Annotated in this window: 19 protein-coding genes; 11 read left to right on the top strand and 8 right to left on the bottom strand. The window is 40.7% G+C overall.

The genetic code is table 11. The annotated features are described in order from the left end of the window. Positions 1 to 477: 477 nt before the first annotated feature. Together V7K69_RS04195 and lepB are read right to left on the bottom strand one after the other, a co-directional pair. A complete protein-coding gene (locus tag V7K69_RS04195) occupies positions 478 to 1,260 on the bottom strand; it encodes an MOSC domain-containing protein (protein WP_335031774.1) in 783 nt (260 codons plus the stop codon). A 116-nt stretch (positions 1,261 to 1,376) separates the two neighbouring features. After that, positions 1,377 to 2,030 carry a signal peptidase I gene (lepB, locus tag V7K69_RS04190; protein ID WP_335031689.1) on the bottom strand — a complete coding sequence of 218 codons (654 nt, stop codon included), beginning with the start codon at positions 2,028 to 2,030 and terminating at the stop codon, positions 1,377 to 1,379. 270 nt (positions 2,031 to 2,300) lie between these two features. On the opposite strand from lepB, the gene V7K69_RS04185 reads away from it, so the two are divergent. Together V7K69_RS04185 and V7K69_RS04180 are read left to right on the top strand one after the other, a co-directional pair. Beyond that, positions 2,301 to 3,620, top strand: coding sequence for a dihydroorotase (locus tag V7K69_RS04185; protein WP_335031687.1), 1,320 nt, complete (start codon positions 2,301 to 2,303; stop codon positions 3,618 to 3,620). Positions 3,621 to 3,914: 294 nt separating this feature from the next. After that, positions 3,915 to 5,090 carry a patatin-like phospholipase family protein gene (locus tag V7K69_RS04180; RefSeq protein ID WP_335031685.1) on the top strand — a complete coding sequence of 392 codons (1,176 nt, stop codon included), beginning with the start codon at positions 3,915 to 3,917 and terminating at the stop codon, positions 5,088 to 5,090. Positions 5,091 to 5,748: 658 nt separating this feature from the next. Here V7K69_RS04180 and tsaE read toward each other — a convergent pair. Together tsaE and V7K69_RS04170 are read right to left on the bottom strand one after the other, a co-directional pair. Further along, positions 5,749 to 6,204: a tRNA (adenosine(37)-N6)-threonylcarbamoyltransferase complex ATPase subunit type 1 TsaE gene (tsaE, locus tag V7K69_RS04175; RefSeq protein WP_335031772.1), complete on the bottom strand. Its 456-nt coding sequence runs from the start codon at positions 6,202 to 6,204 to the stop codon at positions 5,749 to 5,751. Positions 6,205 to 6,211: 7 nt separating this feature from the next. Then, a complete protein-coding gene (locus tag V7K69_RS04170) occupies positions 6,212 to 7,600 on the bottom strand; it encodes a gluconeogenesis factor YvcK family protein (protein WP_335031683.1) in 1,389 nt (462 codons plus the stop codon). A 174-nt stretch (positions 7,601 to 7,774) separates the two neighbouring features. Between V7K69_RS04170 and ruvC the strand changes: the two genes are divergently transcribed. After that, on the top strand, positions 7,775 to 8,266 hold the full coding sequence (ruvC, locus tag V7K69_RS04165; protein ID WP_012411616.1) for a crossover junction endodeoxyribonuclease RuvC: 492 nt from the start codon (positions 7,775 to 7,777) through the stop codon (positions 8,264 to 8,266). A 148-nt stretch (positions 8,267 to 8,414) separates the two neighbouring features. On the opposite strand, the gene V7K69_RS04160 is transcribed toward ruvC, so the two are convergent. The 4 genes from V7K69_RS04160 to V7K69_RS04145 all read right to left on the bottom strand — a co-directional run bounded on the left by V7K69_RS04160 (position 8,415) and on the right by V7K69_RS04145 (position 13,214). Beyond that, positions 8,415 to 9,671 (bottom strand): lactate racemase domain-containing protein, encoded by a 1,257-nt coding sequence (locus tag V7K69_RS04160; RefSeq protein WP_335031681.1) that lies wholly within the window; start codon positions 9,669 to 9,671, stop codon positions 8,415 to 8,417. A 2-nt stretch (positions 9,672 to 9,673) separates the two neighbouring features. Beyond that, positions 9,674 to 10,510, bottom strand: a complete 837-nt coding sequence (locus V7K69_RS04155; protein ID WP_335031679.1) for an SDR family oxidoreductase — start codon at positions 10,508 to 10,510, stop codon at positions 9,674 to 9,676. A gap of 158 nt (positions 10,511 to 10,668) precedes the next feature. Further along, complete coding sequence (gene uxaC, locus V7K69_RS04150; RefSeq protein ID WP_335031677.1) at positions 10,669 to 12,087, bottom strand: glucuronate isomerase; 1,419 nt, start codon at positions 12,085 to 12,087, stop codon at positions 10,669 to 10,671. 71 nt (positions 12,088 to 12,158) lie between these two features. Then, entirely contained in the window at positions 12,159 to 13,214 is a 1,056-nt protein-coding gene (locus tag V7K69_RS04145; RefSeq protein ID WP_335031675.1) for a LacI family DNA-binding transcriptional regulator, read from the bottom strand. Positions 13,215 to 13,378: 164 nt separating this feature from the next. Here V7K69_RS04145 and V7K69_RS04140 point away from each other — a divergent pair, with 164 nt between their 5' ends. The 8 genes from V7K69_RS04140 (at position 13,379) to V7K69_RS04105 (ending at position 23,038) form a co-directional block, all read left to right on the top strand. Beyond that, positions 13,379 to 13,864 carry a gluconokinase gene (locus V7K69_RS04140; RefSeq protein WP_335031673.1) on the top strand — a complete coding sequence of 162 codons (486 nt, stop codon included), beginning with the start codon at positions 13,379 to 13,381 and terminating at the stop codon, positions 13,862 to 13,864. A 137-nt stretch (positions 13,865 to 14,001) separates the two neighbouring features. Continuing rightward, on the top strand, positions 14,002 to 14,325 hold the full coding sequence (locus V7K69_RS04135; RefSeq protein WP_114083127.1) for a DUF1815 family protein: 324 nt from the start codon (positions 14,002 to 14,004) through the stop codon (positions 14,323 to 14,325). Between the two features lie 481 nt (positions 14,326 to 14,806). Continuing rightward, positions 14,807 to 15,703 (top strand): inositol oxygenase family protein, encoded by an 897-nt coding sequence (locus tag V7K69_RS04130; protein ID WP_335031670.1) that lies wholly within the window; start codon positions 14,807 to 14,809, stop codon positions 15,701 to 15,703. 578 nt (positions 15,704 to 16,281) lie between these two features. After that, on the top strand, positions 16,282 to 17,280 hold the full coding sequence (locus tag V7K69_RS04125) for an ABC transporter substrate-binding protein (protein ID WP_335031668.1): 999 nt from the start codon (positions 16,282 to 16,284) through the stop codon (positions 17,278 to 17,280). Between the two features lie 161 nt (positions 17,281 to 17,441). Continuing rightward, the gene (locus V7K69_RS04120; RefSeq protein ID WP_335031666.1) at positions 17,442 to 18,494 is read left to right on the top strand and encodes an ABC transporter substrate-binding protein; all 1,053 of its coding nucleotides are present in this window, start codon (positions 17,442 to 17,444) and stop codon (positions 18,492 to 18,494) included. Between the two features lie 273 nt (positions 18,495 to 18,767). Further along, positions 18,768 to 20,324 (top strand): sugar ABC transporter ATP-binding protein, encoded by a 1,557-nt coding sequence (locus V7K69_RS04115; protein WP_335031664.1) that lies wholly within the window; start codon positions 18,768 to 18,770, stop codon positions 20,322 to 20,324. Beyond that, positions 20,321 to 21,319: an ABC transporter permease subunit gene (locus V7K69_RS04110; protein ID WP_335031662.1), complete on the top strand. Its 999-nt coding sequence runs from the start codon at positions 20,321 to 20,323 to the stop codon at positions 21,317 to 21,319. The genes V7K69_RS04115 and V7K69_RS04110 overlap by 4 nt, the downstream gene beginning before the upstream one ends. 318 nt (positions 21,320 to 21,637) lie before the next feature. After that, positions 21,638 to 23,038, top strand: coding sequence for a sugar porter family MFS transporter (locus V7K69_RS04105; RefSeq protein ID WP_335031660.1), 1,401 nt, complete (start codon positions 21,638 to 21,640; stop codon positions 23,036 to 23,038). Positions 23,039 to 23,186: the final 148 nt, after the last annotated feature.

Below are 23,186 nucleotides of genomic sequence, written 5' to 3'. Positions count from 1 at the left end.
CTACATTTAATACCAAAAAAATTACGGTGTGTCATCACTTCAATCATGACACCTCTGAGAATATTGAGTATAAAAAAAGCATTAAAAATTTTGTTTGGATACTTGTCTGACTAGTTAAGTTTCTCCAACCTCCAATTTTCAAATTTTGCGTAGGCATAGCCGATTTGTACACATTACGGCTTAATTTGCTCAGTTTTATCTGGCAATGTATCAGTACATTTCCTCAGAACAACTGAAATTTAACCGATAAGCTACAGTATGCCATTCTAAAATTCAGGTTGCCATTAGCACCTAGTCCTAAATTTAATTTCTGATTGCTGAGGTCTTGATTTTCCAGTCTCGAAACCTCTGGACTTTCACAAAAACCTATATCTAACTACAACAATTTTAAAATTTTCATGCAAATACATAGTAATAACAAAAAAAATCCAAGAAAATTTACTTAGTGTGCTTTATTGTAAATAAATATTAAGTTTATTATAGAAGTATGTCAACTTTATCACCAATTTGTAAAATTTTTCCGGCTGAGGATATAGGCAATTGAGTATTAACACTCAATCTGTAAAAGTGATTAAAAGGCGATGAAGCCACCCAATTAGGTAGAATTGCTTGCCTCTGGGTTGCAAAGATTTTTTGAAAGCTTGGGTAAGCTTCCCCTGAGTAAGAATCGCGTGTTGGAACTATACAACGCTGGCATGGATTAACCCCAAAAAAATCTACATCTCCCACTCGAAAGGAGACTAAATCACCTTGTTCACTAAATAGCAGATCTTCCCAAAATGCTGGTACACCATCAATCTCGATATTGGCACGCATCCGACGGCGTATTTCATCTACACTTAAACCGGGAAACCAAGAAGCTACTTCTGTCAACGTTGCTGTACTAATTACTGTTGGGCCTGGCGAGTGTGTATCGTCAGGAAAGCCCATCAGAGAATTTTGCCTTAATGTCACAGCAAACTCAAAATAATTACTCAAAGTTGCTTCTAGGGCTTGCCGTTCGTCATCGAGATGAAAAACTTGTTGTGAATCGCCGCCTGGGATTTGTAGCGAAATAGTTCTATTGAAAAGTGCAAATTGTACCCTTAGTAAATGGATTTTAGCATGACGCTTGCCATTGACAAATTTGTCCCGCTCGTCAAAGATGGCAAACTCGCGGTCATGCTGTAGTGCGCCACTCGCAAGAACTCTAACCTTTTCAACTTCAACACCATCCAGTGATTTTACGGGATATAGTAAAATCTTGGCTAGGTAAGGCATCATAGCAATTTTAGATTTTAGATTAGGGACTGTTAAATCACCAATCTAAAATTATTTTGTGATTTAATCCACCTTACTAAATCTTCTTGAGCAAAAGCATCAAGCTAAATTATCCGTTATGGAGTTGTTTGGGGATATGGTGGTACTTTATCTATTCCCCCAACATGATTTAGAGGCCAAAAACGAACTACAGCCCTTCCAATAATATTCTGGCGAGGGACAACACCCCAACAGCGTCCATCATAACTATTGTTACGATTATCACCTAGTACTAAATATGAATCATCTGGTATAGTCTGGGGTTTTTCCAAAAAAGGTGGCTGTGGCCCTGATTGGCAAACATTAATAACTGTGCTTTGACCAGAACTGAGATAATTAGTTTCTGGAAGGGGTTTGTTGTTAATATAGACCTTGCCATTTCTGAGTTGTACTTGTTCTCCAGGTAAGCCAATTACTCTTTTAATAAAAGCATCCTGGTATTGTTCTTTTTGTAACTCTTTCGTGGGTGAAAATACTACGATATCTCCACGCTGCGGGTTAGCAAATTTATATTTCAACTTATCGACAATGATTTTGTCTGCCTCCCACTGGTTTGGCGTACCATGCAGAGTGGGTTCCATTGACCCAGAAGGAATCCAGCGTGCTTCAGCAACAAAGGTACGAATTCCCAGAGCTAAAACAATACTCAATACAATTGTTCTACCTAGCTCTGCGATCCAGGAATTATCGGGTTGTTGACTAGAGTTATTATCAGACACTTGATTTTGCATGAAATTACTTAACTGAAGGAAAGATGTAGGTAATTAACTCGCCTAGTGAGACTTTATCTGTTAATCTTAACGGGAAAATTTTAATTTCCTGGTTATGTTCGCATCTTGAGTACCAATTTTAGATTATTGATAAAGGGGGTTCTTCATAGATTAAAAATAAACTTTTTTTTAACGGTCAGCAAAAAATTTAACACTCAGAGCGCGACTAAGTTTAACCTAAAAACATAGTTATCTGTAATATATAACTCCCTACCTAAAAAAGTTAGCCTTATGTCATCTCCACAAATTTTATTGATTCGTCGCGCTCGCATAGTCCTACCCAATGGTGAAATGATGATTGGGGATGTGTTGACGCGCGATCGCCAAATAGTCGAAGTTGCGCCAGAAATCTCCCAAACAGCAGCAGTCACTGAAATTGACGCAGAAGGGTTAACTTTGTTGCCGGGAGTGATTGATCCGCAGGTACATTTCCGGGAACCTGGACTAGAATACAAGGAAGATTTATTCACCGCCAGTTGTGCCTGCGCTAAAGGTGGAGTCACTTCATTTTTAGAAATGCCCAATACGCGCCCCTTAACAACGACACAGCAGGCTTTAGACGACAAGCTATACCGGGCCTCACAAAAGTCCTTGGTTAATTATGGCTTTTTTATTGGGGCAACAGCAGAGAATCTTCCAGACTTGCTTTTAGCCAAACCCACACCGGGAATTAAGATTTTCATGGGGTCGATGCACGGTCAGTTGCTAGTTGATGGTGAAACAGCACTGGAGACGATATTTGCTAAAGGTGATCGCTTGATTGCTGTTCATGCCGAAGACCAAGCTAGAATCAACCAACGCCGCCAAGAATTTGCCAACATTCACGATCCAGCCGTTCACTCACAAATTCAAGATAATCAAGCGGCATTGTTGGCAACCCAACTGGCATTAAAACTTTCTCAAAAATATCACCGTCGTCTGCATATTCTGCATCTGTCAACAGCTGAAGAAGCAGATTTGCTGCGTCAGGAAAAACCTAGTTGGGTGACAGCAGAGGTAACGCCACAGCATTTAGTGTTGAACACCAGTGCTTATGAAAAGATTGGTACTTTAGCACAGATGAATCCACCTTTGCGATCGCCCCACGATAACGAAGTCCTTTGGCAAGCTTTACGCGATGGCGTGATTGATTTCATCGCTACAGATCACGCACCCCACACCTTAGAAGAAAAAGCTCAAGAATACCCCAATACTCCTTCAGGAATGCCTGGAGTGGAAACTTCCCTAGCTTTGATGTTAACTGCGGCGATGGAGGGAAAGTGTACTGTTTCCCAAGTTGTCAACTGGATGTCTAAGAATGTAGCTGTGGCTTATGGTATTCCCAATAAAGGAGCGATCGCACCTGGTTATGATGCCGATTTAGTGCTTGTAGATTTAAATACATACCGTCCAGTCCGGCGTGAGGAACTTTTAACTAAATGCCATTGGAGTCCATTTGAAGGCTGGAACCTCACCGGCTGGGCTACAACTACCATTGTCGGCGGTGAGATAGTTTATGATAAAGGCCAAGTAAATACCCAAGTGCGGGGTCAAGCTTTAACTTTCTTATAGCAAATGTTTATTTAAGCTTACGTAGTAGACAGATATTTATACATCAAAGCCATACTTGAGTCGGCAAGATTTTCATCTATCCAGAGTTAAGACTAGACCAATGCGGTTTAGTTAAAGCTAAAAGACGAAAATTTTTGTTTTTCCTTCTTTACCCTTTTAACCAAAGGGTATTGACTTGTTGCTGTATCAGAAATTGGTGTTATTAATTTTGCTGGGTTGCGAAATCCCCGACTTCTTCAAGAAGTCGGGGATCTGAACACCTTAGCCTTTCAGAAATAATCAAGGAGAATTACTATGTCCTTCAAAATTTTAGCTTTAGATGGTGGCGGTATTCGGGGAGTTATTGCAGCCCGAATGCTTAAACAAATAGAACAAGAAATTAGAAACCAGGGTAAAGGCAACTTCTTACACGAATATTTTGACCTCATTGCTGGCACTTCTACTGGTTCAATATTGACAGGGGGGATTGCTGTAGGAAAGACAAGTGATGAACTTATTAAAATGTATATAGATAAAGGTAAAGATATCTTTCCGCCGCATAGAAAAGAACTCTATAAAAACTTGCCGTCCACAATCAAATCAATTCTTAATGTATTTTCAGCATCTAAATATTCTCATGATGGAATTATTAGTGTCCTCAAAGATGCTTATAAATACACCAGAATAAAAGATATTGAAAAACCTATGATCTTGATTCTGGCTTACGATACGCTATATCGCAATACAACTTTTTTTACAAACTGTCATCCCGATCTAGGAGACAGATGGTACGATGACTGTTATTTATGGGAGATATGTACCGCTTCTGCCTCTGCACCTACTTTTTTTCCACCATACAAATTAGAACCTGTAGATAAAGAAAAATTTGGCGATTGGGAATTTCCACACATTGATGGAGGAGTTTCTGCTAACAATCCCTGTCTCGCAGCTTTGAGTTTAGTTATGAGGATCAGCCAGTCTTCAGTATCTCCAGAAATAAAGCAAAAATATAAACTAAATAATCTGCGATTGGAAGATATTTCTATCCTTTCTCTTGGCACAGGTCAAACTGGTGAACCATATCAATATAAGCAAATAAGTAAATGGAAAGGCTTAGACTGGGTACAAAATCTGACTAATATCTTTATGGAACCTACATCTGAGATTGATAGCACAATTTGCCGACAAATCATGGGTGGATACGAGTCTAAACGTTACTTGCGTCTTCAGTTTGAATTAAATGAGACATTTAAACCCAAGCCAAAAGAAACTTATAAAGATCCTCGGATTGTATTACCTCCAGAAGAGCGAAAAAACCGATTTACAGGTAAAAAAGTTACTCAAGAAATAGATAATACTAGTCCAGAGATTATTCAGCAGTTAATAGATACTACCTCGGCATTCATCGATCACGGTCTTACGTACTATACCAGAGATGACTCTGGCTTACCGATAAAAAAGGCGATCGCTTCTTTCATTAGAGAAAACTAGTGCATCCACGTAGATATATTGATATCAATTAATACAAGACAAAACATCTCGTATTTTTACATAACTATCGTAGAAATACGAGATGTTTTATTTAAAGCTGATAACAGTGATAGTTACAGATGTCAATAAAAGAATTTATTAGTATTCACAATTACTTAAATTAATTTTTTAACTGTTATATAAATCAGTATTATTCTGTATATATTGTGACTTCAATCCGGGTATATTGAGTATAAGGAAAAGTTAGATAACTTCTAGGTAGCTTGATGTTGTTTAACTTTTTTCTACTAGCTTTGACTGCTAAATAATCCAGATTTGTTCTCTTAATGAGAGTAGAGAACCAATCAGGTTAAATCAAGCTGACTAGGTGCTGCAAAACTCTCATTTAACCCAACAACAGTTTAACTTTTCTTAATTCATACACTATCTAAATCAGTTTTTTGACTGATTATTTATTGCAGCAATCAAGCTGCTGTTACAAAATTTTTTCACTTATTTTGGGTTGAAATAACAATGTTAGTGATTTACAGTGGTGAGCGTGGTAGTGGCAGATAGAAGGAGTGTGAAGTTCTCCCTCAACTATTAGCTATTAGCAAAAATTTTTTAGTGTTGCGATCTAAAAAAGTAAAATCTCTTGTACTTCGGTTGGGATATGAGCTTAGATAGCAGCAATGGCTTCACTAAGGGCACAATTGAATGGTATAAGTTCGACTTGACGAGTACCCCCATCCCCATAAGTCAAACTCACACTTAGATAACTATCTGGTTTGTAGGGCAATCGTTCCGCCCATTCAACTGCCACAATTCCTGGTATGAACTCAATACCTTCCCAATAACTTTCTAAATTTAGGGCTGCAACTTCTTGTGGTTCTAAGCGATATAAATCTAGGTGGTAAAGGGGAAGCCGTCCTTCTGTGTACTCATTAATTAGGGTGAAAGTGGGACTGACAATAGATTCAGGAATTCCCAAACCCTTACCAATACCTTGAACTAAGGTAGTTTTACCAGCGCCTAAATCACCTTCTAGTAAAATTACACTGCCAGCAGTCAGGGATTGACCGAGAGTAATACCTAAGCGTAGCGTCGCCTCTGTATCTGCAAGAAAAATTTTCATAACCGAGTCAAGACGTGATATTTCTCCTTTTTCCATGATGACCTCTACCGTACCACCGCAACAATACTTGTGCTAGTTTCTGCGGATTGTGACGGACAAAACCCGTTTCATCTTCATATAAAACATTAGCTGCAACAATCCTTCGCCCTAGCTGAGTTACAACTTCTCTATCTAGGAAAACTGGATGGGAATTTTGTTCGGCGTAGCGGATGAGTGATTGCTCTGATGGGGATTTTTTGTGGATTAGCACAGCATCAAATAGCTGTCTTTCTCCACAAGCAGCATCAATTGCTCTAATGTGATCTGCAACAGTGTAGCCTTCAGTTTCTCCTGGCTGAGTCATGATATTGCAGATATAAATCCGAGGGGCATCTGTTTGAGCGATCGCATCGGCAATTTCTGGTACTAATAAATTAGGAATGAGACTTGTATAAAGACTACCTGGCCCAATAATGATGTAATCAGCTTCTTTAATTGCCTTAATCGCTGCTGGTACCGCCGGCGGATTATCAGGAATACAGCCAATTTTGACAATTTTTCCTCCAGCTTTAGGAATGCTAGACTCGCCCTCAATGCGGCGACCATCGGTTAATTCAGCCCAGAGGCGAACATCACTGAGAGTTGCTGGTAGTACTTGTCCCCGTACCGCTAGCACCTTAGAACTGGCTGCAACTGCTTGTTCTAAATCTCCAGTAATATCACTCATTGCCGTTAAAAACAAATTGCCAAAACTGTGACCCGTTAACCCATCTCCAGCCCGAAAACGGTATTGAAACAATTCTGTTAACAACTTTTCTTCATCTGCTAGTGCAGCCAAACAATTGCGAATATCCCCTGGTGGTAGCACTCCAAATTCTTGACGCAACCGCCCAGAAGATCCACCATCATCAGCAACAGTGACAATAGCAGTAATATTAGCGCTGTAGGTTTTTAGTCCCCTCAACAACATAGAAAGCCCCGTACCACCACCAATTACTACTATTTTCGGGCCTCGGTACAATCTATGATGTGCCAACAAGACATCGATGAGTTCCTCTCCGCCTTCTGCCCTTAGTACTTTAGTAATTGAGCCGACAGTACGAGTTTGTCCCCAAAGCACTAACAGTAAGCCGCCAAGCAGCACCAAAGGGCCGCTAACATAGTTGGGTAAAATGTTGGTGATTACTCCAAGAAAACCCCTAAACAATTCGATCATCCAAAAAATTGGGGTCAGCTTAACCCAAATAGCTAACCCCAAACTCGCCAGCAGTACACCCCCAATACTGATCAACAACCAACGTTTTACCGATAGTCCAGGGGATAACCATTTGAACCACTGGTTAACCCGATAGGAAGTTCGAGAACGCGACTGCTTTTGCAGGGCGTTGAGGGCTTGTCTGAGAAAACCAATTGACATACCTGATTTACAGCAGTGCTACAAACAATAATTAACAGAAAATGTACACCACTTGGTTTTTAACACTAAGCGTGAAACTATTATATTTGTCAATTCCATTAGACTAAGAGCAAGTGGTCAAGATTGCCAGTATTCCTAGTTAAACAATACCCTGGTTTAGTAAAAGTGAATTGAATGGAAAAACGAATTTTAGGATTAGATCCAGGACTGGCAACTTTAGGGTTTGGGGTAATTACCTGCACACAAATTGCCAACAAGGTGCCAGAAACTACAGTAAATATGCTGGATTTCGGGGTAATTAAAACGTCAGCAGATGTAGAAATGGGACTGAGACTATGTACCTTGTTTGATGATTTACACACCGTGATGGAGGAATTTCAACCAGATTTGGTTGCGATCGAGAAACTATTCTTCTATCGAATGTCAAGTACAATTTTGGTTGCACAGGCGCGGGGTGTATTAATTTTGGTGTTGGGCCAGCGTCGTCTTCCTTATGTAGAGTTTACTCCGGCTCAAATTAAACAAGCTTTAACGGGATATGGTAATGCAGATAAGTTAGATGTGCAAGAGGCGGTAGCACGGGAGTTAGATTTAGATGAGATTCCCAAGCCAGATGATGCTGCTGATGCTTTGGCAGTGGCTTTGACGGCTTCTTATCAGCTGTAAACTAAACTGAAGAATAATTAATTGAACTGAAGTAAGCGTTCTATCTATATCTATATAATAATTGATGGCGATGAGGGCGATCGCTTGAACCGATCAACAATGAGCGATCGCTCATGGCATTCAATCACTTCATAAATTCTCACTAAGCTTATATTAGACGGTATAATATTTCGCCAGCTTTCGGCACAAGTAAGATTCCTTCATCCTCACGGTTAGCCCATTCTGTGGGTCGTATGGTAGCCGGATCGCGATAGTTTAAGTTATGAGCAGCACAGCGTTCAGCAGAAATACCAGTGGCTAAAGTGACGCGAATCCGCGCTTGTTCCCCTTCTATCAAATCAAATGTACCCATACCTTTTAAGTGAGTGCTATGAGCCAGCACTCCACCGGGATAGGCTTGAAATTTATCCCACTGTTTGAGGAAATAATCCCGTACATGATAGCCAATTTGAGACAGAATTTCACCGTGTGTGTAGCTAAACTCAGTAATGTGAGGGGCATATATAATTACTTCGCCTCCGTCAGCCACTACTGGCTCTAGCTTGTACATTCCTTTCGCGGCTGTCCAAATATCATCATACATTTCGGGCATTATTGAAAGCACTTGTTTAAAAGGCTGATTTACATAAGTAATATGCAGTTTGTCGGATAATTTTGCGGCGGCTTCCCAGGCTGACTCTGGTTTATCGATGTAAAGTCCTGCTAGCTGATTTGTTTTGGGTGCAACCACCATCGCCAAGCAAAGTTTCGGTGTAGAAATTAGGTTAGCGGCTCGGTTAATCAAGCGCCGAACTGGTGTTATTCCCGATGTACCAATGATTTCGTAACTGGTTATTAAAGCACCTAACCAGTGGGATATATCAATTACTTCTTGACCACCAATACCGGGAAAAAAGTATTTATTTCCACCAGAAAAACCGACAACTTCGTGGGGAAACACAGGGCCGCAAATCATTATTAGATCGTACTGTGTTACAAGCTTGTTAACCCTGACTTCAACGGACTGATGTAGCATTCCCCGGCTAATTTCTGCTATCTCATCTGCCGAAATTACTCCACAGGAAATAAAGGTATCTGGCTCATTCCAGAGGTGGTTAAATATACGAACTTTTTTAAAGGTTGTCTCTCGCTCTTTTGGTGTCACCCCCACTAAGTGATTAATCTGTTCTTCACTCATAGGATTATGTGTACCCAGAGCGATCAAAAAATCTAGAGCCGGAACTCTTTTACCCAACTCCTGATGCAGCAATCGAAATATTTGCGGGATGGGAGCAGTGCGAGTGCCATCTGGAATTAATACTAAAATACGCTGTCCATCTAACTGACGATCTGCCAAAGCTTGATGAACTAGCCCAGAAATTTGCTCATCGGAAAGTATTCCGTTATTTACAGCCAGTGAATACATAATTAAACTCCACTGTAGATACTGAACCCACCGTCTACTGGTACGACTACCCCATTCACAAAACTAGAACCAGAACTGCATAACCAAATTAAGGTACTGAGTAATTCGTCCGGTGTTCCGAAGCGTCCGGCGGGGGTATGATCGATGATTTTCTGCCCGCGCAAGGTCAAACTGCCATCTGAATTTAGGAGTAAATCTCGATTTTGTTCTCCAACAAAGAAACCTGGCGCGATCGCATTTACTCGCATTCCATCCCCATACTTCTGGGCAAGTTCGACGGCTAACCAGCGTGTAAAGTTATCTATCCCAGCTTTAGCGGCTGAGTAACCAACCACTCGACTAATCACTCGGATGGCAGACATAGAAGATATATTGACAATACAACCGTGGGGCTGTTTTTTTTCAACCATTGCTTGACCAAAAACTTGGCTGGGGAGTAGCGTACCGAGTAAGTTGAGGCTGACTACTTCCTCAAAAGCTGTGTGTGGCATCTCAAAAATAGTCGCATCAGGAGTAATTGTGGCAGCCGGAATATTACCGCCAGCCGAGTTTACCAAGATGTCTATTTGACCCCAACGCTGTATGATTTTATCTCTGGCTATTTCTAATTGAGAGCGATCGCTAACATCTGCCAGTACAGCCATACTTTCTCCACCGCTAGCTGTAATATCAGCTACTACTGCACTCGCCCGTGTTTCATTGCGACCTAGAACGACTACTCGCGCTCCAGCAAGGGCTAAACCCTTTGCCATTGCTCCACCAAGTACACCAGAACCGCCTGTAACTACTGCTACCTGATCTTTTAAGCTAAAAAGTTTATTTAAAATCAAATCTGACATCTTATTTCAATCCGTTTTAAAGTCTTTACTCTGTGCCCTCTGCGCCTCTGCGGTTCAATAAATTTCTTTGAAACCGCAGAGGCGCAGAGAGCGCTGAGAAAAAATAAGAGATTTTACGAGTCACGTTGAGAAGGCTAATTCTAGTAGCTTGATTTGTATTAGTCTAATTTGTAAGCACTTTTAGCAAGGTCGTAAGCTAAAGCGCGTGCCATATCATACCCTTCCTCTTCGTCAACTAATCCTCGTATTACTAATCCAGCTAACCAGTTACAAGCTACCCGCCGCCAAACATTATGACGAGCCGGAATAGAAACGAAAGCGCGGGTATCATCGTTAAACCCAGCAGTATTGTAAATTCCGGCAGTTTCCATTACCTGATTGAAGTAGCGTTCCATGCCATTTACGCTGTCGTGAAACCACCAAGGCGGCCCGAGCAATATAGTAGGATAATGACCAGCTAAAGGAGCCATCTCTCGGCTATAAGTGCTTTCATCCATACCAAAAATAATTAAACGGAAGCGCTGATCGTTCCCATAAGCTGACAACAATGGGTGCAGATTTCGAGTCCATTCTATATTGAGGGGAATATCAGCACCTTTATCAGATCCAAATTTCTCAAACAAAGCTGGGTTATGGTTACGCATAACACCACAATGGATTTGCATCACCAAACCATCTTCTACACTCATCCGAGCCATTTCCATGAAAATATGACCGGTAAACTGCTCTACATCTCTTGGATTCAGTTTGCCGATTAATGCTCTAGCAAAGATAGCTTCTGCTTCTTGGTCGGAAAGGCTTGTGGTATAAGGCGTAGCTGCACCTTGATCGGTAGCTGTTGCACCCATTTTTTTAAATATTGCCCGACGTTCTTCTAAAGCTTGCACAAAAGTAGCGTAACTGCTAATTTCTCTACCGATACTGCTTTCCAATTTGGTCAGATTTTCCCGCCAACCAGGAGCATCTAGGTTAACTACTGCATCTGGTCGAAAAGTCGGTCTAATTTGAGTGAAACCTTCTTCGTGGAGCGATCGCTGATTCTCTAGGTTATCACTGGCTGCATCGGTAGTACAAAGCACTTCGATGTTAAAGCGTTTGAATAAAGCACGTGGGGAAAACTCAGGTAAGGCTAATAAACCTTCCAGATAATCATAGATACGTCCAGCATTACGATAATTTAAAGCTTCATCCACCCCAAAGACATTAGTTAATTCTTCTTTGAGCCACAACCCTGATGGAGTACCCTGGAATAGATAAAAATGTTCAGCGAACAATTGCCAGATTTTCCGGTGGTCAGTTTCTGGCGGTGCATCACGAGTAGGTATGCCTAAAGCTTCCAAAGGAACACCCCGACTATAAAGCATCCGCAAAATGTAGTGGTTAGGGATAATAAATAATTCGGTTGGTGAACCAAAACGGGCTGCTGGATTAGCTAACAGGGCTGGATCTACATGGCCGTGTGGGCAGACCAAAGGTAATGCAGATATGCTATCAAACAATTGATGGGCTAGTCGTCTTTGAACTGGTTCTGGAGAAAAGCAGCGATCGGGAGATAAAATAGGTTTTTTGGTTAACATATTAACACTCTTCTATGACTCTCACGAGATAAAATCAGAAACTTTTCTTGTCATTAATTTTTAATTACGAATTACGTTAGCGTAGCGGGGCGTAGCCCATTACGAATTATTAATGCACTACTACCACGCTCTACTAGAAAAGGAGATAAAATGCGGTTTTCCACAGTCTTTTCTTCTAATAAATCAAGTAACATTTGCATGGCTATGCCACCAATTTCTAACATTGGCTGGCTGACTGTTGTAAGTGTCGGTGTAACGTAACTACCTAAAGCAATACCATCAAATCCAACCAGGCTTAAATTTCGTGGCACTAAAATACCTAGTTCTTGGCAAGCTAAAAGAGCGCCAACCGCCACCATGTCGTTGTAACAAAAGATGCCTGTTACCTCAGCAGTCAATAGTTTAGATAGCATATTTTGTCCGGTGGCGACATCGCTGATTCTGGTATCATATTCGTCACTAATTGCAACCCAATCAGGATTTTGTGGTAGACCAGCTTCAGCAAGAGCCATTTGATATCCTTCTAGGCGATCGCGGTTTGACCTGCTGCGATCGCTTACACCCAGATAACCAATGGTGGTGTGTCCCAGATTTATGAGATGCTGTGTGGCTAATCTAGCACCTAAGCGATCGTCTATTGCCACTGAGTGAAATATTTCAGGTTGATCTTCAGTCTGGCTATTAATCAGAACTGTTGGTACAGCAATTTGGGTTAGCTGCTTTATATGCTGTTTACTAATCCGTGAGTCGGCTATTAAAATTCCGTCTACTCTCCGACGATGAAAGGTATCAATAGCTGCCATTTCCTGCTCAAAATCTCGGTGTGAAGCACTTAACAAAACACTCAATCCGGCTGGTCTAGCTATCTGTTCAATGCCATCTACTACTTCAGCAAAAAAGGGATCTGCAATGGAAGTTACTACTACACCAATGGTATTAGTACGCTTATTTTGCAAACTTTGAGCAATAGCATTTGGCACATAGTTCATCTCCTGCGCCAGCTGCTTAATTTCTTCTCGCACTTTTGGGCTAATAAGAGCATTATCTCGCAAAGCACGTGAAACTGTGGAATGAGAAACACCTGCTCTCCGAGCAATATCTTCAATTGAAATTCTTCGTTTATTCATTTTTTAGTTTAGATTTTAAAATAATGCACACGTGTGCATTTGTATGTATTATAGAAAATAATGGTTATTTGTCAAGAGATTTTAATACAACTCTTTGCATACAAAAATTCAATAGTCTTACCTCCTGTCCTTTTCCTCAATAACTTAACTTTTCTTCAAAAAATATGATTATTATCGTCATGGGTGTATCTGGTTCTGGCAAAACCACTATAGGAAAACTGCTAGCAGACTCTTTAGGCTGGGAATTTAGTGACGCTGATAGTTTCCATTCACCAGAGAATGTTGAGAAAATGCGGCGCGGTATCCCGTTGACTGAAGCTGACAGGATGCCTTGGTTGCAAGATTTGCAAACAGCCATCAAACATTGGCTGCAAGAAAATAAAAATGTCGTGCTAGCGTGTTCGGCTTTAAAAGAAAGCTATCGGCAATTTTTGGTATCGGATAGCGTTCGCACTAAGTTAGTCTACCTCAAAGGGCCTTATGAGTTGATTCAAATGCGGTTGCAAGAGCGTAGCAATCATTACATGAGCGAAAAACTTCTCAATAGCCAGTTTGATACTCTCGAAGAGCCATTAGACACCATATCTATGGATGTCGCACAACCACCCCAGATTATTGTCCAGAATATTAGAACGGCTTTGAGACTTTAGCTGATTGGTTAAAATCGTAAAGTTAAGATTAATCACGTCTTTAGGAAAACATGAACTTTTGGCAACTAAATACGTCGGATGTAAGTCTACAGAAGTTTTAAAAGCAACCACCTCACTGTAGTGGTAGGAGAAAAGTAGTGTTTCTAAGATTAGCGCAACAACATCAAGAATTCGTTCAAGATTTGGTAATGAACTTACAAGCCTTGACAATTATTCTTGAGCGGCGTGGGTATTCTGCCTCATGTTATACGTGCGGCGACCAAATGAAGAGTGCTTCATTTATGGTTAGCCTACGAGAAAAGCATCTGATTCGTTTTGTAGTGTCTGATTACGGAATTACTTGGATGGAATTATGGGACGATCGCGAATTAATGAAGTTAGAGGGTGCAGAAGCAATAAAACAATTGCAAGAGTTGGCTAATATTATCAAGTATTCGCACACCATACAATTGACAACTTAATACTCCTCTAGGTAAAGCTGACAAAAACTTAATATAGATTGTACATAAGTGTGTATAAAGCTATTTATTCAAAAATCTATCCAACAGATAAATTATCTGTTGGTATAAAATTATTCCTATATAGATTGTATAAGTACTTGGTTGTAAGTCTGCGCTCTACATTCCGTGTATATCAATACTTTTGTCTCATCCCGATTGGATTGTAAAAAATACTTGACGAAGTGTGTTGTACAGAGTTTTACAGATGGAAAAGAAACTTAACACACGTCTTTGCACACGTGTGCAAAAATAAATCAATTACAGCTTTTGCACACCTGTGCATAAATTGATTCCCAAAGTCCGATTTAGAAAATCAATACCGACAAGTAACAAGATATGTCTCCAATACTTGTCGGTTAAGGGGAAGGGGGAAGAAAAAACCTTTAACCTTTTCCCCAAACCCAATTCCGAGTTAAAAATCCTTAACCGAGCAGTATTGGATATGTCTCAGATTTTAAAGAATTCCATCGAACAAGCTCAAAACAACCCCTTAAATTCGCTAGAAGAGTGGGAAGAAGACTTACTCAATCGCTATCCCAATCCAGATCGCATAGTTAAAGAAGGTAAAACCACCGAAGAGTATAGGAATTACCAAACGCCTACTAGAGATACAGTGAAAGAATTTTATCGGTTAAATCATATTAATCAAACATATAATTTTGTCCTTGAAAAAGAAAAGAATTTTCTCAAGTTTGATAAAAAAGAAATGTCTGTTTGGGATGCAGTTGAATTTTTGAATCAATTAGTAGATGATTCAGATCCCGATACAGATATGGATCAGTTACAGCATCTATTGCAAACATCAGAAGCCATACGCGCCGATGGTCATCCTGATTGGATGGTACTTACCGGCTTCTTTCACGATATGGGGAAGGTACTTTGTCTATTTGGTGAGCCTCAATGGGCTACTGTCGGTGATACTTATCCTGTGGGTTGTGCATTTTCTGATAAAATTGTTTTCTCGGAATTTTTCAAAGAAAACCCTGATTACAATAACCCCAATTACAACACTAAATATGGTATTTACGAGCCGAATTGTGGATTGAGCAATGTACATATTTCATGGGGTCATGATGAATATTTTTATCAGATGATGAAAAACTATTTACCTGAACCTGCATTGTATATGCTTCGCTATCACTCATTTTATCCTCAACACCGCGAAAACGCATATAACCATTTGATGGATAATCACGATCGCAAAATGTTCAAATGGGTTAAATTATTTAATCCTTATGATTTATATTCAAAAAACCCTATACCTCCCGATTGGCAAAACTTAAGACCATACTATGAAGATTTAGTGGCTAAATATCTACCTGCAACGTTAAAGTTTTAAATTTTTCAACTACACTCCCCAAAACTTCAAATCTATCATCCTGAAATCTCCAAGCTAAATTATGATATATGGAGCTAAAAACATTAACTTTTTTTAAGTATATCTAATCTTAAGAAAACTTAATATTGCCCAATACTAGAAATCCAAGATGTTTTAACTAAAGATAGATTAAAAATCTGGCTTCATTCTGTAAAATTCAATCAATAAAGCTCATTTTGCACTCAGGAAGGATAAACTCATCAAAAGACAAGCATAATTTCTCAAGTTGAATAATATCCTTTTCTAAAAATTTTATTGAAAAGGTAGTTTAATTCCAGACACATTAAAAAAGCATTTTCACTAAAAAACAAATTTTATGACGTAGTGTAACCGTCATAGCTTTGCTTTAAAAATAAAACATCTATCTAATGTAGTGGAATTAATTGCAGTAACTCAAACTATCTCAGTTACAAGATGTTAAATAAGAGTTGAAAATGCCAAACTTATAGGAATATTAGATCGAGTCTGATTTTTGAGACATATTTAATATTCTGTTGACCTTTATCAAACTTTAAATCCGTTGTTAAAAATAGACAAAAATGAAGACGATTTTGCTTATATTTGGCATATTAAGTTTCACTGTTGTTGGTTGCAAAAATAGCGCTCAAAACAATAATTCTACTACTAATAATACTGCTACTAACACTAGTTTAGAGACTACAGTTAATAGTCCAAGTAGAAAATTACAAACAATCGGTGTCGCCTTGGGTGACTTGGGAAACCCTTTCTATAATGCAGTGCAGAAGGGTGCAGAGATAGAAGCTAAAAAAATCGGCGGTAATATTAGAGTTAATGCGGTTTCTAGTGGCTTTGATTTGAACCAACAAAGCAACCAAATCGAAAATTTTACTGCTGCAAATACTGATTTAATTATCCTCAGCGCTGTTGATAAAAAAGGAGTTAAACCAGTAATTGACCAAGCAAGGCTGGCAGGTAAGGTTGTCATTGCAGTAGATTCAGCCGTTGATGCAGATGTAGATGCGATGATTAGCTCCAACAATACCCAAGCTGGTGAGATTGCTTGTCAATATATTGCCGATCGCATCAAAGGTCAAGGTAGTGTAGTCATCCTCAACGGTACGCCGATGGATTCAATCAATCAGCGAGTCAGTGGTTGTGAAAAGTCATTGTCCAAATATCCTAATATCAAACTCATCTCTAAAGACCAAAATGCTGAAGGGACAAGGGATGGAGGATTAAGAGTTATGAGTGATTTGCTCACAACCTTTCCTAAAATAGATGCCGTTTTTGCCACAAACGATCAAAGCGGTGTGGGTGCAGATTTAGCAGCTAGACAAGCAAGACGCAAAGAATTTTTTATTGTTGGGGTTGACGGTTCGCCAGATGCAACCAAAGCAATGGAAGACAAGGATGGTGTATTTGCTGCAACTGCGGCTCAAAATCCCGCAGGTATGGCTCAAAAAGCAGTTCAGATTGGCAACGATATCATCCAGGGTAAAAAACCTGAGTCATCTGACGTTCTGATTCCAGTCAAGTTTGTGACTAGAGAGAACCTTAGCAGCTACAAAGGCTGGTAATACTAATTCGTAATTCGTAATTCGTAATTCGTAATTCGTAATTTGTATTTCCAACACATAAAAAAGGCTTGATATTAGGAGGATTGCAATACTTTACTCTGTTTTTTTAAAATACATCGTTTCTAAATTTGGTGTAAGTAAGAATGACTTTTAGGAGATATATGAATGTAAAAAAGATTTCGTTTAGTTCTGGTGTTGCGCTTCGCTTAATCGCAGCTAGCATATTAGGTATCATTAGTGGTAGCTTTGTCGGCTGTACGAATAGTTCTCCCGATGGCAACACTGCTACTAACGATGATATTAAACCTGCTATTAATACTAGTGCGGAAACTAAAACCGCCACTGGGAATAGAAAGTTGCGATCGGTTGCCTTCACTGTTGGCGATCTAAGTAACCCTTTCTTCGTTGTTATGGGACAAGCAGTTGAGGCAGAAGCGAAGAGAATTGGTGGAAAAGATGTCAACGTTATTATAGCTTCCAGTGCTTATGACCTTAACCAACAAGCTAATCAAATTGAAAATTTTACGGCTGCAAATACTGATATCATTGTTTTGAATGCTGCTGATAAAAGCGGGATTAAGCCAATAGTTGAAAGAGCAAAAAAAGCAGGTGAAATTGTCATTGCCGTAGACACAGGTGCTGAGGGAGGTGTGGATGCCACCATCACTACTAATAATACCCAAGCTGGAGAAGTTAGTTGCAAATATATTGCTGACCGCCTCAAAGGTAAAGGTAATGTAGTAATAGTTAACGGACCGCCGGTGGATTCGGTAATTCAGCGAGTTAGTGGCTGCGAGAATGTATTGTCTAAATATCCCAATATCAAAATCCTCTCTAAGAATCAGAATGCAGGGGGTAGTCGGGATGGAGGACTTAGAGTGATGACTGATTTGCTTACAACCTTTCCGAAGATTGATGCTGTTTTTGCCATCAACGATCCGAGTGGAGTTGGCGCAGAACTAGCAGCTAACCAAGCACAACGTAAAGAATTCTTTATTGTTGGAGTTGATGGTGCGCCAGAAGCAATTACTGCGATCGCTTCTAAAAATAGTTTATATGCTGCAACTGCTACTCAAAATCCGCGAGGAATGGCCCAAAAAGCAGTTCAAGTTGGCAACGACATTTTAAATGGGAACAAACCTAGCAATCCGACAATTTTGATTCCCGTCAAGCTGATTACAAAAGATAATGTAAGCACAGAAAAAGGCTGGTAAATAATAATAATTGTAAATTCGCAATGAAGAGTTATGTTTAAGCTGAATTGAGTCTTTTGATACATTGACATAGTTTTTGCACATACCCATGATGTATATATGTGCATTTGTAGAAAGTTCTGAATATTGAAAGGCAATATTCAGAACTTTCCAAGATAGCAATCGCTTTTTAAAACAGAATTTTGTGATGCTTTTAATTTCACATCAGATGTGAGTTGATTAATTTCTAACTCACAACTTGCGACTTTTAGATTCTTTTTAGAGGAGATGTTCATGACAACAAGTATTGAAACCTCATTTCCTGATGCACCAACCAGCACCCCTGTATTAGAAATGCAAGGGATTACCAAACGATTTCATGGTGTATCTGCGCTCCAAAATGTTAATCTCACGATTTATCCCGGAGAAGTTCATGCCCTGATGGGTGAAAACGGAGCAGGTAAAAGCACATTGATGAAAATCTTGGCAGGAGCTTACATTGCCGATGAAGGAGAAATTCGCATCAATGGTCAACCCCTGAAAATTACTGACCCGGCGACAGCACGCAAAGCGGGAATTAATCTTATTTATCAAGAATTGAACGTTGCGCCTAATTTAACTGTTACCGAAAATATGTTTATGGGTAGCGAGTTGCGGCGAGGTCAGTTTTTAGACCGTAAAGCCATGCGACTGGAAGCAGAGCAAGTGTTAGATAGCTTGGGAGCGAATTTTACCGCCCAGACTATAGTTGGTACTTTATCGATCGCAGAACAGCAACAAGTCGAAATTGCCAGGGCACTAAAAGATAAAAGCCGCGTTTTGGTGATGGATGAGCCAACAGCAGCCCTATCTGACCGCGAGAGCGACCATTTATTCGAAGTAATTCGCAAACTGCGGAATGATGGCATTGCGATTATTTATATTAGCCATCGGATGGAAGAAATCTATGCTTTAGCTGACCGGATTAGCGTCCTGCGCGATGGTCAATATATTGGTAGTCTCACACGCAGCGAAATTTCTCCACAGCGATTGGTGCAGATGATGGTCGGTCGCTCCATGCAAGACTTTTACGAACATCAACGGCAAATGAATCCTGGCCCTGTGGTGCTAGAAGTCAGAAACATGAGCGATGCTCGTCAGAAAATTGAGCCGGCTAGCTTTGAACTTCATGCAGGAGAAATTCTCGGTTTAGCGGGGTTAGTGGGTGCAGGACGCACAGAACTATCGCGGCTGATTTTTGGTGCTGACCGCAAAGCCAGTGGTGAAGTATTTTTAAATGGCAAAAAACTAGAAATTAATACGCCCAGTGATGCGATCGCTGCCGGAATTGGCTACGTCCCCGAAGACCGCAAAGACCAAGGTTTATTTCTAGAGATGAGCGCCCGCAAGAATATTGCTATGAATACACTCAAGCAGGATGCCAAAGCTGGAATTGTTAACTGGCCTTCAGTGAATCGGCTGTCAACAGACGCGGTAGAAAACTTTAATATTCGTCTAGCCAATTTGGAAATTAGAGCGCTGGATCTTTCTGGTGGGAATCAACAGAAGCTACTGTTAGCGCGTTGGTTAGCCATTAAACCCAGAGTACTGATGTTAGATGAGCCGACACGCGGCGTAGATATCGGTGCTAAAAGCGAAATTTACCGAATTATGAGCGAATTGGCAGCACAAGGTGTTGCTATTTTAATGGTTTCCAGCGAACTATCAGAGATTGTCGGTATGAGCGATCGCGTCTTGGTGATGCGAGAGGGACAACTAGTAGGCGAACTGGACGGCAGCCTTGGCAAAGAAATCACCCAAGAAAAGATTATGCACTATGCAACTGGAGCATCGGAGGTATTAGAATCATGAGTCAGACAGTCAGACCGCCTGCCAATAAATTAGCCAACAATCCCGCATCCCGCAATCGGAAATCAATCAGCACTCTCTTAGAAGTTGCGGGTATTCTGCCAATCTTAGTAATTATCTGCATCTTATTTACATTCCTTTCTCCCAACTTCCTCACAGGCAGTAACATCGTTAATATCTTGCGTCAGTCATCAATCAATATTGTGCTGGCCACAGGAATGACCTTTGTGATTCTCACCGGAGGGATTGACCTTTCAGTTGGGTCAATATTGGCTGTTTCTGCCGTAGTTTCCTTACTGGTATCGCTGCTACCTGCTTTAAGTTGGGCGGCTGTGCCTGCTGCGTTGCTAGCGGGATTGCTTTTAGGCTTAATCAATGGCGCTCTCATCACCTTTTTGGATGTGCCACCTTTTATTGTCACATTAGGTTCACTTACAGCCTTACGGGGTGTTGCCTTTTTAGTTGCCAAGGGAGCAACGCTGATTAACCCAGACATCAATTTTGCTTGGGTGGGTAATAATTATGTCGGCCCCCTGCCGTGGTTAGTAATCATTGCGCTACTGACCGTAATCGCTAGCTGGTTTGTGCTGCGACAAACTGTTTTGGGTGTGCAGATATATGCTGTCGGTGGTAACGAACGGGCAGCCAGATTAACAGGGATTAAAGTTAATCGGGTGTTGCTATTCGTCTATGGCATTAGTGGATTACTGGCAGGTTTAGCAGGAATAATGAGTGCTAGCCGTCTTTATAGTGCTAGTGGTGTATTAGGTCAAGGTTACGAATTAGATGCGATCGCAGCTGTTATTCTTGGTGGAACCAGCTTTACAGGTGGTATTGGTACCATTGGCGGCACTCTTCTAGGTGCATTAATCATCGCTATTCTCAACAACGGTTTAACTCTGTTGAACCTATCTTACTTCTGGCAACTAGTCGTCAAAGGACTAGTAATTATTTTGGCAGTAATGATTGACCGACTCCGCAGACGTTCTAGACGGTAAATAATTTCTTTGGGAATTGGGCATTGAGAATAGAAGATGAGTCTTTGAACTCCATTAATGAGCCTTTGAACTCCGTTAATGAGCCTTTGAACTCCGTTAATGAGCCTTTGAACTCCATTAATGAGTCTTTGAACTCCGTTAATGAGCCTTTGAACTCCGTTAATGAGTCTTTGAACTCCGTTAATGAGTCTTTGAACTCCATTAATGAGTCTTTGGACTCCATTAATGAGCCTTTGAACTCCATTAATAAGTTTTTGCTGTCTACTCTCCTGCTCCCCAATTCCCAATTCCCAATTCCCAATTCCCAATATATAAACTATGACCTCCACTACTACTCGTCGTAAATCCAGCACGTTTTATGTCATTTTGATTGCTGGTGCTGCTGCCCTCGGCGGCTTTCTGTTCGGTTTTGACACCGCAGTGATCAACGGTGCGGTTGGCGCTCTTGCCAAAGCTTTCAACGCCAACAGTGTGTTAACGGGTTTTGCCGTCTCCCTAGCATTGTTAGGGTCTGCGGTAGGAGCCTTTTATGCAGGGAAAATTGCAGACCGTTATGGTCGAGTCAAAGCAATGGTAGCAGCTTCGGTGTTATTTACCATCAGTGGTATTGGCTCCGGGATTGCCTTCGGAATCTGGGATTTCATCTTTTGGCGGGTATTGGGTGGCATTGCAGTTGGTGCAGCTAGCGTTATCGCGCCAGCTTATATCGCCGAATGTTCTCCTACCCATTTGCGAGGAAGATTGGGATCTCTGCAACAATTAGCGATCGTAGTTGGAATTTTCATTGCATTGCTATGCGACTACTTTATTGCTGTATCAGCAGGTTCAGCCGAGTCGCCGTTTTTATTTGGAATACCCGCTTGGCGTTGGATGTTTTGGACAGAAATTCCTCCAGCCATACTTTACGGAATGTCAGCTTTAATGATTCCCGAATCTCCCCGTTACTTGGTTGCTCAAGGACGAGAACCAGAAGCTGCTAACGTTCTGACCAAGATTTTGGGGGGTGATGTGCTGACAAAAATCGAAGAAATTCGGCAGACAGTGCTTCGAGAACGCGAACCGAGATTTTCTGACCTTTTAAGCAGAAGTGGCGGACTCCTCCCCATTGTTTGGATAGGAATCGGTTTATCTGTATTACAGCAATTTGTTGGAATTAATGTAATTTTCTACTACAGCAGCGTTTTGTGGCGGGCCGTTGGGTTTTCCGAACAAAGTTCCCTAAGCATTACGGTGATTACAGGAGCAGTCAATATTATTACAACATTAATTGCGATCGCCTTCGTGGATAAATTTGGTCGCAAGCCGTTGCTAATAATAGGTTCAATTGGTATGACCGTGACCTTGGGCACGATGGCTTATATTTTTGGCAACGCTCCCCTAGATGCTGCTGGAAACCCCGCCCTCGCCGGAAGCGCCGGGACTGTAGCTCTCATCGCAGCGAACCTCTACGTGTTTTGCTTCGGTTTCTCCTGGGGGCCAGTGGTTTGGGTGCTGTTGGGAGAAATGTTTAATAACAAGATTCGAGCGGCTGCACTTTCAGTTGCTGCTGCAATTCAATGGGTTGCCAATTTCCTTATTTCCACAACATTTCCTCCCATACTGCAATATTTCGGTCTAGGTTCTGCCTATGGACTTTATACAATTGCGGCGGCTACCTCATTCTTTTTCATTCTCTTTTTTATTAAAGAAACCAAAGGAATTGAGTTGGAAGATATGTAATTTTCATCTACCTAATGCCTCTGCTGCCTAATTTGTAATTCTGAACTGAATCATTCGTAAAAAACTTTATTTTCGATTTTTCAAATCAAATTCAGTAGCATCTGAATGATTAAAAAACCGCAGAGACTCTGAGGGTGCTGAGAAGAGA

This window comes from Nostoc sp., from assembly GCF_036917775.1.
GTDB lineage: Bacteria > Cyanobacteriota > Cyanobacteriia > Cyanobacteriales > Nostocaceae > Nostoc.
The sequence above is the reverse complement of the archived record's forward strand: the minus strand, read 5'-3'. Positions and strand labels throughout refer to the sequence as shown.

Bases quoted from the DNA above. Each gene is read 5' to 3' on its own strand.
- V7K69_RS04195 (WP_335031774.1), bottom strand. From the start codon at position 1,260: ATGCCTTACCTAGCCAAGATTTTACTATATCCCGTAAAATCACTGGAT.
- lepB (WP_335031689.1), bottom strand. From the start codon at position 2,030: ATGCAAAATCAAGTGTCTGATAATAACTCTAGTCAACAACCCGATAAT.
- V7K69_RS04185 (WP_335031687.1), top strand. From the start codon at position 2,301: ATGTCATCTCCACAAATTTTATTGATTCGTCGCGCTCGCATAGTCCTA.
- V7K69_RS04180 (WP_335031685.1), top strand. From the start codon at position 3,915: ATGTCCTTCAAAATTTTAGCTTTAGATGGTGGCGGTATTCGGGGAGTT.
- tsaE (WP_335031772.1), bottom strand. From the start codon at position 6,204: ATGAAAATTTTTCTTGCAGATACAGAGGCGACGCTACGCTTAGGTATT.
- V7K69_RS04170 (WP_335031683.1), bottom strand. From the start codon at position 7,600: ATGTCAATTGGTTTTCTCAGACAAGCCCTCAACGCCCTGCAAAAGCAG.
- ruvC (WP_012411616.1), top strand. From the start codon at position 7,775: ATGGAAAAACGAATTTTAGGATTAGATCCAGGACTGGCAACTTTAGGG.
- V7K69_RS04160 (WP_335031681.1), bottom strand. From the start codon at position 9,671: ATGTATTCACTGGCTGTAAATAACGGAATACTTTCCGATGAGCAAATT.
- V7K69_RS04155 (WP_335031679.1), bottom strand. From the start codon at position 10,510: ATGTCAGATTTGATTTTAAATAAACTTTTTAGCTTAAAAGATCAGGTA.
- uxaC (WP_335031677.1), bottom strand. From the start codon at position 12,087: ATGTTAACCAAAAAACCTATTTTATCTCCCGATCGCTGCTTTTCTCCA.
- V7K69_RS04145 (WP_335031675.1), bottom strand. From the start codon at position 13,214: ATGAATAAACGAAGAATTTCAATTGAAGATATTGCTCGGAGAGCAGGT.
- V7K69_RS04140 (WP_335031673.1), top strand. From the start codon at position 13,379: ATGATTATTATCGTCATGGGTGTATCTGGTTCTGGCAAAACCACTATA.
- V7K69_RS04130 (WP_335031670.1), top strand. From the start codon at position 14,807: ATGTCTCAGATTTTAAAGAATTCCATCGAACAAGCTCAAAACAACCCC.
- V7K69_RS04125 (WP_335031668.1), top strand. From the start codon at position 16,282: ATGAAGACGATTTTGCTTATATTTGGCATATTAAGTTTCACTGTTGTT.
- V7K69_RS04120 (WP_335031666.1), top strand. From the start codon at position 17,442: ATGAATGTAAAAAAGATTTCGTTTAGTTCTGGTGTTGCGCTTCGCTTA.
- V7K69_RS04115 (WP_335031664.1), top strand. From the start codon at position 18,768: ATGACAACAAGTATTGAAACCTCATTTCCTGATGCACCAACCAGCACC.
- V7K69_RS04110 (WP_335031662.1), top strand. From the start codon at position 20,321: ATGAGTCAGACAGTCAGACCGCCTGCCAATAAATTAGCCAACAATCCC.
- V7K69_RS04105 (WP_335031660.1), top strand. From the start codon at position 21,638: ATGACCTCCACTACTACTCGTCGTAAATCCAGCACGTTTTATGTCATT.